At 58.3% G+C, this 14,377-nt stretch carries 13 protein-coding genes and 1 tRNA gene; 10 read left to right on the top strand and 4 right to left on the bottom strand.

Annotated features, from left to right (window positions below):
* Position 1: 1 nt before the first annotated feature.
* The 3 genes from ASC74_RS27420 to ASC74_RS27410 are packed head-to-tail and all read left to right on the top strand — an operon-like array spanning position 2 to position 1,487.
* Positions 2 to 568, top strand: a complete 567-nt coding sequence (locus ASC74_RS27420) for an RNA polymerase sigma factor (RefSeq protein WP_056745690.1) — start codon at positions 2 to 4, stop codon at positions 566 to 568.
* On the top strand, positions 565 to 1,197 hold the full coding sequence (locus ASC74_RS27415; RefSeq protein ID WP_056745688.1) for a hypothetical protein: 633 nt from the start codon (positions 565 to 567) through the stop codon (positions 1,195 to 1,197). Before ASC74_RS27420 ends, ASC74_RS27415 begins: the two co-directional genes overlap by 4 nt.
* Before the next feature lie 20 nt (positions 1,198 to 1,217).
* Positions 1,218 to 1,487, top strand: a complete 270-nt coding sequence (locus tag ASC74_RS27410; RefSeq protein WP_236713357.1) for a hypothetical protein — start codon at positions 1,218 to 1,220, stop codon at positions 1,485 to 1,487.
* Positions 1,488 to 1,589: 102 nt separating this feature from the next.
* On the opposite strand, the gene ASC74_RS27405 is transcribed toward ASC74_RS27410, so the two are convergent.
* Together ASC74_RS27405 and ASC74_RS27400 are read right to left on the bottom strand one after the other, a co-directional pair.
* Positions 1,590 to 2,630 (bottom strand): virulence RhuM family protein, encoded by a 1,041-nt coding sequence (locus tag ASC74_RS27405; RefSeq protein ID WP_056745684.1) that lies wholly within the window; start codon positions 2,628 to 2,630, stop codon positions 1,590 to 1,592.
* 214 nt (positions 2,631 to 2,844) lie between these two features.
* Positions 2,845 to 2,921, bottom strand: a tRNA-Arg gene (locus tag ASC74_RS27400).
* Positions 2,922 to 3,271: 350 nt separating this feature from the next.
* Between ASC74_RS27400 and gabD the strand changes: the two genes are divergently transcribed.
* The 3 genes from gabD to ASC74_RS27385 all read left to right on the top strand — a co-directional run bounded on the left by gabD (position 3,272) and on the right by ASC74_RS27385 (position 7,553).
* Complete coding sequence (gene gabD / locus ASC74_RS27395; protein ID WP_008148203.1) at positions 3,272 to 4,714, top strand: NADP-dependent succinate-semialdehyde dehydrogenase; 1,443 nt, start codon at positions 3,272 to 3,274, stop codon at positions 4,712 to 4,714.
* Positions 4,715 to 4,911: 197 nt separating this feature from the next.
* Complete coding sequence (gene gabT, locus ASC74_RS27390) at positions 4,912 to 6,189, top strand: 4-aminobutyrate--2-oxoglutarate transaminase (protein ID WP_056745682.1); 1,278 nt, start codon at positions 4,912 to 4,914, stop codon at positions 6,187 to 6,189.
* A gap of 149 nt (positions 6,190 to 6,338) precedes the next feature.
* Positions 6,339 to 7,553 (top strand): response regulator, encoded by a 1,215-nt coding sequence (locus tag ASC74_RS27385; RefSeq protein WP_056745680.1) that lies wholly within the window; start codon positions 6,339 to 6,341, stop codon positions 7,551 to 7,553.
* Positions 7,554 to 7,687: 134 nt separating this feature from the next.
* Here the strand turns inward: ASC74_RS27385 and ASC74_RS27380 are convergent, their stop codons facing one another.
* Positions 7,688 to 8,677 carry a GGDEF domain-containing protein gene (locus ASC74_RS27380; RefSeq protein ID WP_056745678.1) on the bottom strand — a complete coding sequence of 330 codons (990 nt, stop codon included), beginning with the start codon at positions 8,675 to 8,677 and terminating at the stop codon, positions 7,688 to 7,690.
* Between the two features lie 151 nt (positions 8,678 to 8,828).
* Positions 8,829 to 10,013 (bottom strand): delta-9 fatty acid desaturase DesA, encoded by a 1,185-nt coding sequence (desA, locus tag ASC74_RS27375; RefSeq protein WP_056745676.1) that lies wholly within the window; start codon positions 10,011 to 10,013, stop codon positions 8,829 to 8,831.
* Between the two features lie 147 nt (positions 10,014 to 10,160).
* Here desA and dibA point away from each other — a divergent pair, with 147 nt between their 5' ends.
* The 4 genes from dibA (at position 10,161) to cysT (ending at position 14,370) form a co-directional block, all read left to right on the top strand.
* On the top strand, positions 10,161 to 12,086 hold the full coding sequence (gene dibA / locus ASC74_RS27370; RefSeq protein WP_056745674.1) for a phosphodiesterase DibA: 1,926 nt from the start codon (positions 10,161 to 10,163) through the stop codon (positions 12,084 to 12,086).
* Positions 12,087 to 12,214: 128 nt separating this feature from the next.
* Positions 12,215 to 12,397, top strand: coding sequence for a sulfur starvation response protein OscA (gene oscA / locus ASC74_RS27365; protein ID WP_007945260.1), 183 nt, complete (start codon positions 12,215 to 12,217; stop codon positions 12,395 to 12,397).
* A gap of 70 nt (positions 12,398 to 12,467) precedes the next feature.
* Positions 12,468 to 13,481, top strand: coding sequence for a sulfate ABC transporter substrate-binding protein (locus tag ASC74_RS27360; RefSeq protein ID WP_056745672.1), 1,014 nt, complete (start codon positions 12,468 to 12,470; stop codon positions 13,479 to 13,481).
* A gap of 70 nt (positions 13,482 to 13,551) precedes the next feature.
* On the top strand, positions 13,552 to 14,370 hold the full coding sequence (gene cysT / locus ASC74_RS27355; RefSeq protein WP_046047286.1) for a sulfate ABC transporter permease subunit CysT: 819 nt from the start codon (positions 13,552 to 13,554) through the stop codon (positions 14,368 to 14,370).
* Positions 14,371 to 14,377: the final 7 nt, after the last annotated feature.

The following is a 14,377-nucleotide window of genomic DNA, read 5'->3' as shown; positions in this document are numbered from 1 at the left end:
AATGTCTGCTCCTGAATCGAGCGACGAATCGCTGCTGGCCCGTTATCGCGCAGGCGACGGGCCGGCGTTCGAGATTCTGTACGCCCGTCACCGCCAAGGGCTCTACCGATTCCTGCTCGGCCTGAGCGGCAAGTCCGAGCTGGCCGAAGAGGTTTACCAGGACACCTGGCTGAGCCTGATCCGCAGCACCAGTCAGCCACAAGGCCGGGCGAATTTTCGTACCTGGCTTTATCAGATTGCCCGCAACCGCCTGATCGATCACTGGCGCAAACACGGAATCCACAACCCCTTGCATGACAGCTATGACGAACAGATCCACGCGCTGAGCGATGACGCAGCCGATCCCGAACAACTGCTGAGCCTGAGCCGCGACAACCAGCGCCTCGAAGCGGCCCTGCAAAACCTGCCCGCGGACCAGCGCGAAGTGTTCCTGCTGCGCGCCCATGGCGATCTCGACCTGCCACAGATCGCCACCCTCACCGAAACACCGCTGGAAACCGTCAAAAGCCGCTTGCGCTACGCCCAGCAAAAACTGCGTCGGCTGCTGGCCGAGGAGGTACTGACATGACTGACGCCCGTCCTACGCCAGAAGACGAAGTGTTGAAGCACTATCGTGAACACGCGACTAGCGAACCACCGGCTCATCTCGACGCGTTCCTCCTGGCTGCCGCACACCGTGAAGCCCCTGTGCAGAAGCCAGGTCTGTGGAAACGCTGGGTCCAGGCCTGCCAGAAACCCCGTTGGCAGGTTGCATTTGCCAGCCTCGTCGGCGTGGCCCTGATGCTTGCACTGGTGCAACGCACGGAGGAGCAGCTGCCGAGTTACGACTTTGCCCCGGCCCCCAAAGTGTCTGCACCGGTTGCCAAAAAAGAAGCCGCCGAGGTATCACCTTCGGTTGCTCGCTCGCTGGCTGCCCCGGCCGGCGCAATGTCCGCCCCCGCGCCTGCGGCGCCAATGGCCGATTTTTCCGCCCCCGCGCAGAGCGAATCGATCAGCGCTGAAATGGCTGACGAAGCGAAGGTCAGCAAACGCTCGGCGATAGCTCCAGCAAAGTTTATCGACGATCAATTAAGGGAAGTGATCCGCCTGCAAAAGGCTGGTCAGGCTCAAGCGGCCGCTGACCTGATGGCGACATTGCACAAACGCTTTCCCAAGGAAAATCTCACGGCCAGACTCAAGGATTTGCAGAAAAACTGAGAGGCAGGGCAGTCAGTCATTTGGCATCGACGCCCGAAAGCGCGCACTATCGGCCTATAGCCGATGCGTTGGAGGTAGCCATGGCGAAAAAAATCGACCGCATCGCCCAAATGCTCAACTGCCCGGTGAAGGGTCAGGAATTACGGCGGGCTGTTACTGAGAGTCGTAAGGAGTTTCTGCTGGCGAAGCAGGCAGAGGAAGCGTTTGAGGAAGACGTTCTTGATGATGAGTTGATCGAGGATGAAGAAGACGATGATGATTACGACGAGTTTGATTGGACGACTGAATGAAAAAACCGCTTCGGCGGTTTTTTGTGTGCGCTCAGGCGGCCCGGTCTGACAGTTACCGGGTTTCCTGTTGTGACTGTCAGATCAAGTCGAGTTTTCCACATCTTAGTGGCGATTTATTTGTGAAATGCTGCGTAGTGCCTCAATACCCAAACCTTCACCCTCCGTTTCTTTCAGACTCCGGCGCTGCTCGGCATAGCGTTCATATTCCGCCCGCGCTTTTTCTTCAGCTTCCTGTTTACTGATCTTTCCCGCACCTTGCAGAACTTCACGACTGTTGAATTCCAGAAATTGGTCCAGCTTCTCCTGCCAGTCCCGTAGGAAAACCTGCTTGCGCATCAATGCCTGATCTTCTGCGAAATCCAGCCACATGGTGACGATGCGATTTAGCGCACTGATTTCTTCTTGATTAAGGTAATTCTTGGCGATTGTGACATCGCTTTTGCGCACCTCATCCCCTTTGAACCCCGTCAAACCCAAATTCAGCTTGGTAGCGTCAACGCGATGAGCAATCATCTCGGCTGCCGTCAGTCCGGTGCTGGCGAAATGAAGCTTATTTTGAATGATCTGGAAGAACGCGGTGGTCTCTTTGTTTGATGGCGCATAGTCCGCAGCCATCGCGAAGATATCCCTTACCCTTAAATACACCCGCCGCTCGCTGGCCCGAATATCGCGAATGCGTTCCAACATTTCGTCGAAATAATCGGGTACCAGTGAATGTCCTACAGGAGGATTTCTCAACCTTTCGTCATCCATCACGAAACCCTTGATCAGGTACTCCTGCAGAGTCTGCGTAGCCCACTGACGGAACTGGGTACCGCGTTTAGAGCGGACTCGGTAACCCACTGCGAGAATCAGCGGAAGGCTGAAGTATTTGACGTTGTAAGGTTTGTTGTCAGCGGCAGTTGTTCGGTAATACCGAACAACTGAATCTTCCACTAACTCGCCCTCCGCGAGGATGTGGCTGATGTGCTCGCTGATGGTGGCTTTGGCCTTACCATACAACTCGCAGATCATCGCTTGGGAAAGCCAAAGCGTATCGGCTCCGAAGCGACATTCAAGGCGGACCTGACCATCAGCGCTTTGAAATAGCAGCAGTTCGCCTTGTGGTGCAGAAGGAAGGTCGTTGTCTTTTTGATCAATCATCTGGGTGCTCCACAATCAGCCCCGGTTTGTCATTGAGATGGTTGGAACAGGGTCCACGCCGTTGACACAGTTGAACACTCGAGCCACAAATCCACCACCTTCGGTAACTTGGGTGTCGTCAGTTTTTGTTTCAGACAAAACTGCTCTATTCATTTCATGACGCCCACAAAAAAGCCCCAGACCCTGCGGTCTGAGGCTTTCTCGTTTCTACGTATGGTGCACCAGGCGGGATTCGAACCCACGACCACTGCCTTCGGAGGGCAGTACTCTATCCAGCTGAGCTACTGGTGCAATGCGGGCGCCATGATACTCATATGCACTGCGGGCGTCCATGCTGCTGAATCGCCTGCGTTTTTCCAAAGCGTAACCTGCTATTGCTACGTTGATCAGAAAAATTAGGCAAATGCGGCGTTTTCGTTCTTTTTTTCGAACAGGCTATTGTCCTTTACCCCCTTTGATCCTAGGATTCGTTTGAGATTTCAAACGCTCTTGTCTGGGTGCTGAACCGCACGAGTTTCAATCAGTGCGCTATTTATGTGCTTCAGCCCGGTGAATGATTTCCCTGACGGCAGCCTATAAGGCGCCTTTCTACAATCATAATTCGCTCCGCGCTTGCCGCGGTGCTGTTAAGGAAAGCCGACATGCAGCTTAAAGACACCCAGTTGTTCCGCCAGCAAGCCTTTATCGATGGCGCTTGGGTTGATGCGGACAATGGTCAGACGATCAAGGTCAACAACCCGGCAACGGGCGAAATTCTGGGCACCGTGCCGAAAATGGGCGCTGCCGAAACCCGCCGTGCAATCGAAGCCGCTGACAAAGCGCTGCCGGCCTGGCGTGCACTGACCGCCAAGGACCGTGCGAACAAGCTGCGTCGCTGGTTCGAACTGATCATCGAGAACCAGGACGACCTGGCTCGCCTGATGACCCTCGAACAAGGCAAGCCATTGGCCGAAGCCAAGGGCGAAATCGTTTACGCCGCTTCCTTTATCGAGTGGTTCGCCGAAGAAGCCAAGCGCGTCTACGGTGACGTGATTCCGGGCCACCAGCCAGACAAGCGCCTGATCGTGATCAAGCAGCCAATCGGCGTGACCGCTGCGATCACTCCGTGGAACTTCCCGGCCGCGATGATCACCCGTAAAGCCGGCCCGGCCCTGGCCGCCGGTTGCACCATGGTGCTCAAGCCTGCTTCGCAAACTCCGTTTTCCGCATTCGCTTTGGCTGAACTGGCCCAGCGTGCCGGCATTCCAGCCGGTGTGTTCAGCGTGGTGTCCGGCAGCGCCGGCGACATCGGCAGCGAGCTGACCAGCAACCCGATCGTGCGCAAACTGTCCTTCACTGGCTCGACCGAAATCGGTCGTCAGCTGATGGCTGAATGCGCCAAGGACATCAAGAAAGTGTCCCTGGAATTGGGCGGCAACGCGCCGTTCATTGTGTTCGACGACGCGGACCTGGATAAGGCCGTCGAAGGCGCGATCATTTCCAAATACCGCAACAACGGCCAGACCTGCGTCTGCGCCAACCGTCTGTACATTCAGGATTCGGTCTACGACGCGTTCGCCGAGAAGCTGAAAGTGGCCGTGGCCAAACTCAAGATCGGTAACGGTCTGGAAGAAGGCACCACCACTGGCCCGCTGATCGACGAAAAAGCCGTGGCCAAGGTTCAAGAGCACATTGCTGACGCGATCAGCAAAGGCGCAACCGTTCTGGCGGGTGGCAAGGTCATGGAAGGCAACTTCTTCGAGCCGACCATCCTGACCAACGTGCCGAAGAACGCTGCCGTGGCCAAGGAAGAAACCTTCGGTCCATTGGCTCCGCTGTTCCGCTTCAAAGACGAAGCCGAAGTGATCGCGATGTCCAACGACACCGAGTTCGGTCTGGCTTCGTACTTCTATGCTCGCGACCTGGGTCGTGTGTTCCGTGTGGCTGAAGCCCTGGAATACGGCATGGTCGGCGTCAACACCGGGTTGATCTCCAACGAAGTCGCGCCGTTCGGCGGCATCAAGGCGTCGGGTCTGGGCCGTGAAGGCTCCAAGTACGGCATCGAAGATTACCTGGAAATCAAATACCTCTGCCTGGGCATCTAAGCTCGAAGGGATAAGCCCGGCAAGGCATTGCTTCAAACGCAAAGGGCACGAGAGCGCTGTCCCTTTGCGTGCAACAAACGGAATTTTCTCTGTGGCCGGGAAAGCTGTGGCAGTCGATCATCGCATGCTGCCGTAGTTGCCTCCCCGCCGCATTTTCCTTGAACCACGCCGCCCGATGAGCGGTGAATGAGGACTTTATGAGCAAGACTAACGCATCCCTGATGAAACGCCGCGAAGCCGCTGTACCACGCGGTGTTGGCCAGATTCACCCAATCTTCGCCGAGTCCGCGAAGAACGCCACCGTAACCGACGTTGAAGGTCGCGAGTTCATCGACTTCGCCGGCGGTATCGCCGTGCTGAACACCGGCCACGTGCACCCGAAAATCATCGCCGCCGTGACCGAGCAGCTGAACAAGCTGACCCACACGTGCTTCCAGGTACTGGCTTACGAACCGTACGTAGAAGTGTGCGAAAAAATCAACGCCAAGGTGCCGGGTGATTTCGCCAAGAAAACCCTGCTGGTGACCACCGGCTCCGAAGCCGTGGAAAACGCCATCAAGATCGCCCGTGCCGCCACTGGCCGTGCCGGCGTGATCGCGTTCACCGGCGCTTACCACGGTCGCACCATGATGACCCTGGGCCTGACCGGTAAAGTCGTGCCTTACTCGGCCGGCATGGGCCTGATGCCAGGCGGCATCTTCCGCGCGCTGTACCCGAACGAACTGCACGGTGTGAGCATCGACGATTCGATCGCCAGCATCGAGCGCATCTTCAAGAACGACGCCGAACCGCGTGATATCGCGGCAATCATCATCGAGCCGGTTCAGGGCGAAGGTGGTTTCTACGTTGCACCTAAAGAGTTCATGAAGCGCCTGCGTGCTCTGTGTGACCAGCACGGCATCCTGCTGATCGCTGACGAAGTACAAACTGGCGCTGGTCGTACCGGCACCTTCTTCGCCATGGAACAGATGGGCGTTGCTGCCGACCTGACCACCTTCGCCAAATCCATCGCTGGCGGCTTCCCGTTGGCCGGTGTTTGCGGCAAGGCCGAATACATGGACGCCATTGCTCCAGGCGGCCTGGGCGGTACTTACGCCGGTAGCCCGATTGCTTGCGCCGCGGCCCTGGCCGTGATGGAAGTGTTCGAAGAAGAGCACCTGCTGGACCGCTGCAAAGCTGTCGGCGAGCGTCTGGTGACTGGCTTGAAAGCCATTCAGGCCAAGTACCCGGTGATCGGCGAAGTCCGTGCCCTGGGTGCGATGATCGCGGTCGAGCTGTTCGTTGATGGCGACAGCCACAAGCCGAACGCTCCAGCGGTAGCCGCCGTTGTGGCCAAGGCTCGCGACAAGGGTCTGATCCTGCTGTCCTGCGGCACATACGGCAACGTTCTGCGCGTCCTGGTACCGCTGACTTCGCCGGACGAGCAACTGGACAAAGGTCTGGCGATCATCGAAGAGTGCTTCTCCGAGCTGTGATCTCCAAGCTCTGATCGATTTGTGAACTGATCGACAAAAAAACCCGCTTCGGCGGGTTTTTTTGTGTCCCTGGAACCCATCGATGGCAAATGCGCTGTATCGAATGGCCAGCATTGACTAAGGTGCAAGCACTACTTTGGAGTGTGTAAATGACTGCTGTGGTGTTACCCGCTGCGCCGCGTGTGCTGATTGCCGAGGCCGACCCCTGGTCCCGCGACCTGCTCAAGCAGGTGTTGTTGAATGTGCGCTGCGACGCACGGCTGGATCTGTGTGCCGATGGTCAGGAAGCGCTGCACCTGTTGGCGGAAAATCCTTACGACCTGGTGATCGTCGACTGGGAGCTGCCCGGCGTCGATGGTTTGAATGTCTTGCGCAATGTTCGCCAACGCAAGCGCAATCCACCCCTGCCGTTCATTCTGATGAGCAGCCGCAACGACAGTGCCAGTGTGCGCGAAGTCTTGCCCCTGGCGCCTGCGGCGTACCTGACCAAACCCCTGAACATGGAAAGCCTGACCCACCGCCTGCAGGAGTTGCTGCTGAACGCCGGTGAAGAGCTGTCTTGCGAAACGCCTTCGCTGTCGCCAGGCATGACGTTGGCGGTTTACCTGGAGCGTCGACGTGAGCTGGCCGACGGTGCGCCGCTGATGACTGACGTGCAGTTGGCGGTCAAGCGCAGCCTCAATCCCAATGGCCTCGACCTGACACTGCTGCATGACGAGATCCGTACCGATCCGCAAATCACCGCTGTGCTGATCGCCGCCGCCAACAGCGCGGCCCAGCACCATGGCGCCGCCGTACAAACCCTGTCCCAGGCGCTGCACCGCCTCGGCACCGGACAAAGCATGAACCTGATTCTGGGGCTGGCCCTCAAGCGCAGTGCCCGACTCAGCGATCCGTTTCTGGCCGACTATGCCGAACGCTATTGGGAGCTGTCGCTGCGCACCGCCGAGTATGGCCGGACCCTGGCGCGCTTGCTGGATCTGGATCAGGAGCGTTGTTATTGCGCCGGCATGCTGCATCGCCTCGGCGACCTTGCGCTGTTGCGGTGTTTGCAGGAATGGAAGCAGGCCGGTGGTGAGCTGGATGAATGGGAGGAGGTCGGCGAGGCGCTGGCCGAATTCGGCGCGGCTTATGGTTCGGCGCTTCGCACCCGTTGGCGCCTGCCGCTGGAGCTGCGAGAGCTGATTGCGGCGGTCTACCAGTTCGGTGGCGGGGTTTACTCCCGCGAAGCGCTGGTGATGAACATGGCTGCGCAACTGGCGCGACTGACCGAGCATGAGGGCATTGAGGACCTGGCAAAGAGCCGGACGGCGCGGTTGCTCAAGATCGGGTTGCCGGAATTGATGCGCCTGCGCAAGAAATAAAATCACCGCCATTCAATGTGGGAGCGGGCTTGCTCGCGAAGGGGCCGGCACATTCAACATCATGTTGGCTGTTAGTCCGCCTTCGCGAGCAAGCCCGCTCCCACATTGGATTTGTGTTGTGCCTGAGTTCGGGCTCAGGATGAGACGATGCGGTTCTTGCCCTGGTGTTTGGCTTGGTACATCGCCGCATCCGCGCGGGCAAACAGGCTGTCGACGCTTTCGTCCTCGGCGGTGAGGCTGGTCAGGCCCTGGCTGACGGTGATGCCGAACGTCTGGTCGCCATGGCTGAAACTTAAGCGCTGAATCTCCCGTTGCAGGCGCTCGGCCACTTGCATGGCCATGTCTGGCGCACAGCCGGGAAACACCGCTGCGAATTCCTCACCGCCAACTCGCCCGAACACATCACCTCGACGCAACGTCGCGCGGCCGCTCTCGGCGAGTCGTTGCAGCACGTTGTCGCCTTCCTGATGGCCGTAGGAATCGTTGATGACTTTGAAGTCATCGATGTCCAGCAGCAGGAAGGCCAGCGGCGTGCCTTGGTGCCGTGCCTGTTCGAATTCACGGTGGGCGCAGTCGAAGAAGTGTCGGCGGTTGCTGCTCTGGGTCAGCACGTCGGTGGTGGCCAAGCGTTGCAGCTCGGTTTCCATCTGCTTCTTGTCAGTAATGTCTTCGGCAATGCCGACGATGATCACCGGTTGCCCCGGCTCGGCCTGACGGTTGATGAAGCACTTGTCACTGAGCCAGCGGACCTGGCCGTCGGCGGCAATGATTCGGTATTCGCGGTCTTCATCGGCGCCTTTGACCAGTACTTCGGCCAGGCTGCGTTCGGCGTAGTCCAGATCATCGGGGTAAATACTGTCGCGCCATTGGTTGTAGTCGGACAGCAACAAGCCTGCGGAGCGGCCGAAAATCCGTTCATACGCGGGGCTGACATAGAGCACCCGACGGGATTCCCAGTCGAAGGCCCAAAGCACCGCGTTGACGCTCACCAGCAGAGCGCTGAACAGTTGTTCGCGTTCGCTCAGGCGCGCCACTTCGCCTTGTGCATGCATCAGCGCCAGCAGGGTTTGCGCGGCCTCGGGCCACTGCGGGAGGGATGAGTCTTGTAGGCTTTTATTGACCATCGACACAAAATCTCAAAGGGCGTGTGCCGCTCGAGGTTCGAAAGCGGCCAATACCAGAGCCCGCCTGGATGGCGAAGTGTCTTTGAGATAGGGGATTTGGAGCTTAGTTCCGAAGGGTGCGCCCACGAACGGGGCGCACCGATCAACGGTGTCAGACAGCGGCGGGGCGCAGGGAGTAGGTTTTCAACTGGTCGGCGAAGTCGCGCAGGGATTGAATTCCGCTGGCTTCGGCTTCGTGTACCCAATCCTTGATGGCGGCCAGCATGTCGTGACCATTTGAGCTGGTCTTGACCCAGATCTGCTGCAAGGCCAGGCGTTTCTCGTAAATTACCTTCAGCGCCTGACTGTGCTCGAGCATGGTCTGGATGCGAATGTGGTGTTTGTCATCCAGCAGGCTGGTTTCCCGCGAGAGCAGGCGCTTGGCGCGGTGGAACTGGTGACGGACCGAGTGATCGACCTTTTCCAGCTCTTGTTTGACCAGCGGCGCGATCACCAATTTGCGGTACTGGGCCATGATCTGGAAGCGGTTGTTGAGGATCGCCATGGCGGTGTCCATGTCCAGGTTGCCTTTGCCTTCGACCCGATGGGCGATGGGCGCGACCCGCTGAACCTTGGCCAGACGCAGGAAGCTGAAGACCTGGATCCAGGCCCAGCCGAGATCGAATTCCCACTTCTTCACCGACAGTTTTGCCGAATTAGGGTAGGTGTGATGGTTGTTATGCAGTTCTTCGCCGCCGATCAGGATGCCCCAGGGCACCAGATTGGTGGCCGCATCGCGGCATTCGAAGTTGCGGTAGCCGATGGCATGGCCCAGGCCATTGACCACGCCGGCGGCCCAGACCGGGATCCACATCATCTGGATCGCCCAGATGGTGATGCCGATGGTGCCGAACAACAGCAGGTCGATAACGCCCATGATCGCCACGCCCAGCAGCGGGAAACGGCTGTACAGGTTGCGTTCGATCCAGTCTTCGGGGCAGTTCTTGCCGTAGATGCGCAGGGTCTCGGGGTTTTCCGCCTCGGCACGGTACAGCTCGGCGCCTTTGCGCAGAACCGTGGACAAGCCCTTGATGACCGGGCTGTGCGGATCATCGACGGTTTCGCATTTGGCGTGGTGCTTGCGGTGGATAGCGGTCCACTCACGGGTGTTCTGTGCTGTGGTCAGCCACAGCCAGAAGCGGAAGAAATGTTTCAGGCCTGCATTGAGCTCAAGCGAGCGATGGGCTGAATAACGATGCAGATAGACCGTGACGCCGATGATCGTCACGTGGGTCATCAGCAGGGTGACTGCCACCAGTGACCAGGGCGACAAGCCGAGAAAACCTTCGTACCACATAGGCTATAGGGCCCTCGATAAAGAAAAAAACAGCCGTTGCATTATCACTTAGCCCACAGATAAAACCAGTCGCCCTTTCAGATAAGAGTGGCTGGATGTTTCTTTAAACTATAATTCCATCCTTTTTGAAGGGACATGGACAGCCGAATGTCTGCCACCTATCGCGATGCTTTGCGTGCAGCGCTGCTTTACCTTCTGGTTTCTGTAAGTTGGCTGCTGTTCAGCGGCTATTTATTGAACAGTTTCTTCGATAGCTCCGCTGAGCTAATGCGATGGCAACTGATCAACGGTTATGCCTGGGTGGTGTTAAGCGCCGGTTTGATTTTTCTCGCCCGGGCACGATTGTTCCGTTGCCTGGGGATCGGCGCCAAATTGCGTGAGCGCACTGAAGACCACGAGCGTTTGCGTCAGGCGGCCGCGGTGTTCGATTGCACGCGTGAAGGGGTGCTGGTCACCGACAACAAAGGGTTGATCGTCCATGTAAACCGGGCCTTCATGGCAATTACCGGCTATCAGAGCGAGGAGGTGCTCGGCCAGCGCCCCAGTCTGTTCAAGTCCGGCCATCACCCGCCGGCGTTCTACCAGGCGATGTTCGCGGCACTCAACAGCACCGGCGAGTGGAGCGGGGAAATCTGGAACCGCCGCAAAAGCGGTGAGATCTACCCACAATGGCAGACCATCCGCGTCATTGATGACGAGAGGGGGCGGCGCAGCCATTACGTGGCAGTGTTTTCCGACATAAGCGCAATCAAGAACTCCGAACATGAACTGACGCACCTGGCTCACTACGATCCGCTGACCGATCTGCCCAACCGCTTGTTGTTCACCGACCGCACCGAGCAGGCCCTGACTTCGGCGCAGATCCACAAGCGCGGCTGCGCATTACTGATGATCGATCTTGATCACTTCAAGATGATCAACGACAGCCTCGGGCATAGCATTGGGGACCAGTTGCTCAAGGGCGTGGCCGAGCGTTTGAAAGCGATGGTCGGCCCGGGATTCACCCTGGCGCGCCTTGGCGGTGACGAGTTCGCCGTGCTGGCTGAAAGCTGTCCGCAAATGGTGCATGCGGCGGCGCTGGCTCAGCGGATCATCGATGGCCTCAAAGAGCCGTTCCAGATCGACGGGCATCAGTTGTTCATCAATATCAGCGTCGGCATCAGCCTGTTCCCCGGCGACGCCTTGAGCGCCGAGCAGTTGTTGCGCAACTCCGACTCGGCGCTGTTCAAGGCCAAGGGGGCCGGCCGCAACGGCTACGCCCTCTATACCGAAGAATTGACTGCCCATGCCCAGCAACGGGTCGAGACTGCATTCGAATTGCGCCGTGCGCTGGAGCAGCAGGAGTTGCGGGTTTATTACCAGCCGGTTCACGACCTCAAGACCAGCCGCTTGATCGGCGTCGAGGCATTGGTGCGCTGGGAGCATCCGCAGCGAGGGTTGGTGTCGCCGGCAGAATTCATTCCCATTGCCGAACGCACCGGTCTGATCGCCGAAATTGATGCCTGGGTGATGCGCCAGGCGTGTGAGCAGATGTGCCAGTGGCAGCAGGCCGGGGTGGTGTTGTCGTTTGTCGCGGTGAATGTTTCTTCTCGACTGTTCGCCCGCCGTGAGCTGTTTGGGCAGGTGGCGAAGGTGCTGCACGAAACCGGGCTGGATCCTGCCTGTCTGGAGCTGGAAGTCACCGAGAGCGCAGTGATGGATGACCCGGAAGTCGCGCTGGAGCAGATGCACAGATTGCGTGAATTAGGAGTTCGGCTGGCCATCGATGACTTTGGTACAGGCTATTCGTCGTTGCTGCGCCTCAAGCGGATGCCGGTACAGAAACTCAAGATCGATCAGGGCTTCGTTGCGGGGTTGCCGTGGGATGAGGATGACGCGGCGATTGTGCGGGTGATCATTGCGCTGGCCCAGAGCATGGGAATGCAGGTTCATGCCGAGGGGATCGAGCAGGTCGAGCAGGCGGGTTTCCTGCTCGAACACGGCTGCGATCTGGGGCAGGGCTACTGGTTTGGACGACCGGTGCCGGCCGGGCAGGTGGATTGGGACCGGACTCCACAGATTCTCCAGCGCTGATCGATCTTTTGGTTATATTAAAATTCTTAAATAGTCTTTTTAAGAATATCCGCGCTTATCTACTATTGGTCTCACGCCGCAAGCAGTCTCGCCACTGCCAGGCAACCTCTAGTTGAAGGAGCAGCACCATGAGCGCATCCCTACGTAGCGTTGACGGCCAGGACGAAGCAACCATTTTGCGTGAGATCCAGAGCGCCTTGCGCGATCTGCGTTTTGGCGCAGTGGAAATCACCGTGCACAACGCCCAGGTGGTCCAGATCGAACGCAAAGAGAAATTCCGGTTGCAGAACCCAAGCAACAAACCGAGTTAAAAACCGGCAACCCGATACCAGCACACCATAAGAAAAAGCCAACACAATCAGAATTCCAGGAGCTTTCACCATGTCGTCGATTCGTCATTTCGCTTTGGCCGCCCTGGCCAGTGCCCTTTTTGCTGGTTCCGCGGTTGCCAAGGATTACGAACTGCTCAACGTGTCGTACGACCCGACTCGCGAGCTGTATCAGGACTACAACGCTGAATTCGTCAAGTTCTGGCAGAAAGACCACGCCGGCGACAGCGTGAAAATCCAGCAGTCCCACGGTGGTTCAGGCAAGCAGGGGCGGGCGGTGATCGACGGTCTGCGTGCCGACGTGGTGACCTTGGCCCTGGCCGGTGACATCGACGAAATCGCCAAACTCGGCAAGACCCTGCCGGCGGATTGGCAGAAGCGTCTGCCGGATGCGAGCACGCCTTACACTTCGACCATCGTGTTCCTGGTGCGCAAGGGCAACCCTAAAGGGATCAAGGACTGGGGCGACCTGACCAAGAACGGCGTGGAAGTCATCACCCCGAACCCGAAAACCTCCGGCGGCGCTCGCTGGAACTTCCTCGCGGCGTGGGCCTATGGCCTGAAAGCCAATGGCGGTAACGAAGCGAAAGCCAAGGAATACGTGCAAACCCTGTTCAAGCACGTTCCTGTGCTGGACACCGGCGCTCGCGGTTCGACCATTACCTTCGTCAACAACGGTCAGGGCGACGTGTTGCTGGCCTGGGAAAACGAAGCCTTCCTGGCCCTGAAAGAAGACGGCGGCGCTGACAAGTTCGACATTGTCGTGCCTTCGCTGTCGATCCTCGCCGAACCGCCGGTAGCCGTGGTCGACAAGAACGCCGAGAAAAAGGGCAACACCGAGATCGCCGACGCGTACCTCAAGCACCTGTACAGCCCGGCCGGCCAGGAAATCGCGGCAAAGAACTTCTATCGTCCACGTGACAAGGATGTTGCCGCCAAGTACGCCAAACAGTTCCCGACACTGGACCTGGTGACCATCGACAAGGACTTCGGCGGCTGGAAAACCGCTCAACCGAAATTCTTCAACGACGGTGGCGTGTTCGACCAGATTTATCAGGCGCAATAACCTGAAATAAGCCATAAACGAGCCCCGGATTTACGTTCGGGGCTTTGCGCGTTCTCAACCAAGGACTTTTATGTCGCGTCGTATCTCCCCCGTCATACCCGGCTTCGGGCTGACGCTGGGCTACACCTTGGTGTACCTCAGCCTGATTGTGCTCATTCCACTGGCGGCGATGTTCGTGCATGCCGCTCAACTCACCTGGGACCAGTTCTGGGCGATTATCTCGGCGCCACGGGTGCTGGCGGCGTTGAAGCTCAGCTTCGGCACCGCGCTCTATGCCGCGATCATCAACGGCATCATCGGCACGCTGCTGGCCTGGGTGCTGGTGCGCTATACCTTCCCGGGACGCAAAGTCATCGACGCGATGATCGACTTGCCCTTCGCGTTGCCCACTGCGGTGGCCGGTATCGCACTGACTGCGTTGTACACCCCCACCGGTTTGGTGGGTCAGTTTGCAGCGGACCTGGGTTTCAAGATCGCGTATACCCCCCTCGGCATCACCCTTGCCCTCACTTTTGTGACACTTCCATTCGTAGTACGTACCGTACAGCCAGTATTGGCTGATATCCCGCGTGAAGTGGAAGAAGCGGCGGCGTGCCTGGGTGCGAAACCGCTACAGGTTTTCCGCTACATTCTGGTGCCTGCGTTGTTGCCGGCGTGGTTGACCGGTTTCGCGTTGGCCTTTGCCCGCGGGGTCGGCGAGTACGGTTCGGTGATTTTCATAGCCGGCAACATGCCGATGAAAACCGAGATCCTGCCGCTGCTGATCATGGTCAAACTCGACCAATACGATTACACCGGCGCCACGTCCATTGGTGTACTGATGCTGGTGGTTTCCTTCGTCCTGTTGCTGCTGATCAACTTGCTGCAGCGGCGCATCGAAACCCCATAAGGAGGCG

The sequence above is a fragment of the Pseudomonas sp. Root329 genome, from assembly GCF_001424925.1.
GTDB lineage: Bacteria > Pseudomonadota > Gammaproteobacteria > Pseudomonadales > Pseudomonadaceae > Aquipseudomonas > Aquipseudomonas arabinosi.
The sequence above is the reverse complement of the archived record's forward strand: the minus strand, read 5'-3'. Positions and strand labels throughout refer to the sequence as shown.

Coding starts and splice junctions, on each gene's coding strand:
- ASC74_RS27420 (WP_056745690.1), top strand. CDS start 2: ATGTCTGCTCCTGAATCGAGCGACGAATCGCTGCTGGCCCGTTATCGC.
- ASC74_RS27415 (WP_056745688.1), top strand. CDS start 565: ATGACTGACGCCCGTCCTACGCCAGAAGACGAAGTGTTGAAGCACTAT.
- ASC74_RS27405 (WP_056745684.1), bottom strand. CDS start 2,630: ATGATTGATCAAAAAGACAACGACCTTCCTTCTGCACCACAAGGCGAA.
- gabD (WP_008148203.1), top strand. CDS start 3,272: ATGCAGCTTAAAGACACCCAGTTGTTCCGCCAGCAAGCCTTTATCGAT.
- gabT (WP_056745682.1), top strand. CDS start 4,912: ATGAGCAAGACTAACGCATCCCTGATGAAACGCCGCGAAGCCGCTGTA.
- ASC74_RS27385 (WP_056745680.1), top strand. CDS start 6,339: ATGACTGCTGTGGTGTTACCCGCTGCGCCGCGTGTGCTGATTGCCGAG.
- ASC74_RS27380 (WP_056745678.1), bottom strand. CDS start 8,677: ATGGTCAATAAAAGCCTACAAGACTCATCCCTCCCGCAGTGGCCCGAG.
- desA (WP_056745676.1), bottom strand. CDS start 10,013: ATGTGGTACGAAGGTTTTCTCGGCTTGTCGCCCTGGTCACTGGTGGCA.
- dibA (WP_056745674.1), top strand. CDS start 10,161: ATGTCTGCCACCTATCGCGATGCTTTGCGTGCAGCGCTGCTTTACCTT.
- oscA (WP_007945260.1), top strand. CDS start 12,215: ATGAGCGCATCCCTACGTAGCGTTGACGGCCAGGACGAAGCAACCATT.
- ASC74_RS27360 (WP_056745672.1), top strand. CDS start 12,468: ATGTCGTCGATTCGTCATTTCGCTTTGGCCGCCCTGGCCAGTGCCCTT.
- cysT (WP_046047286.1), top strand. CDS start 13,552: ATGTCGCGTCGTATCTCCCCCGTCATACCCGGCTTCGGGCTGACGCTG.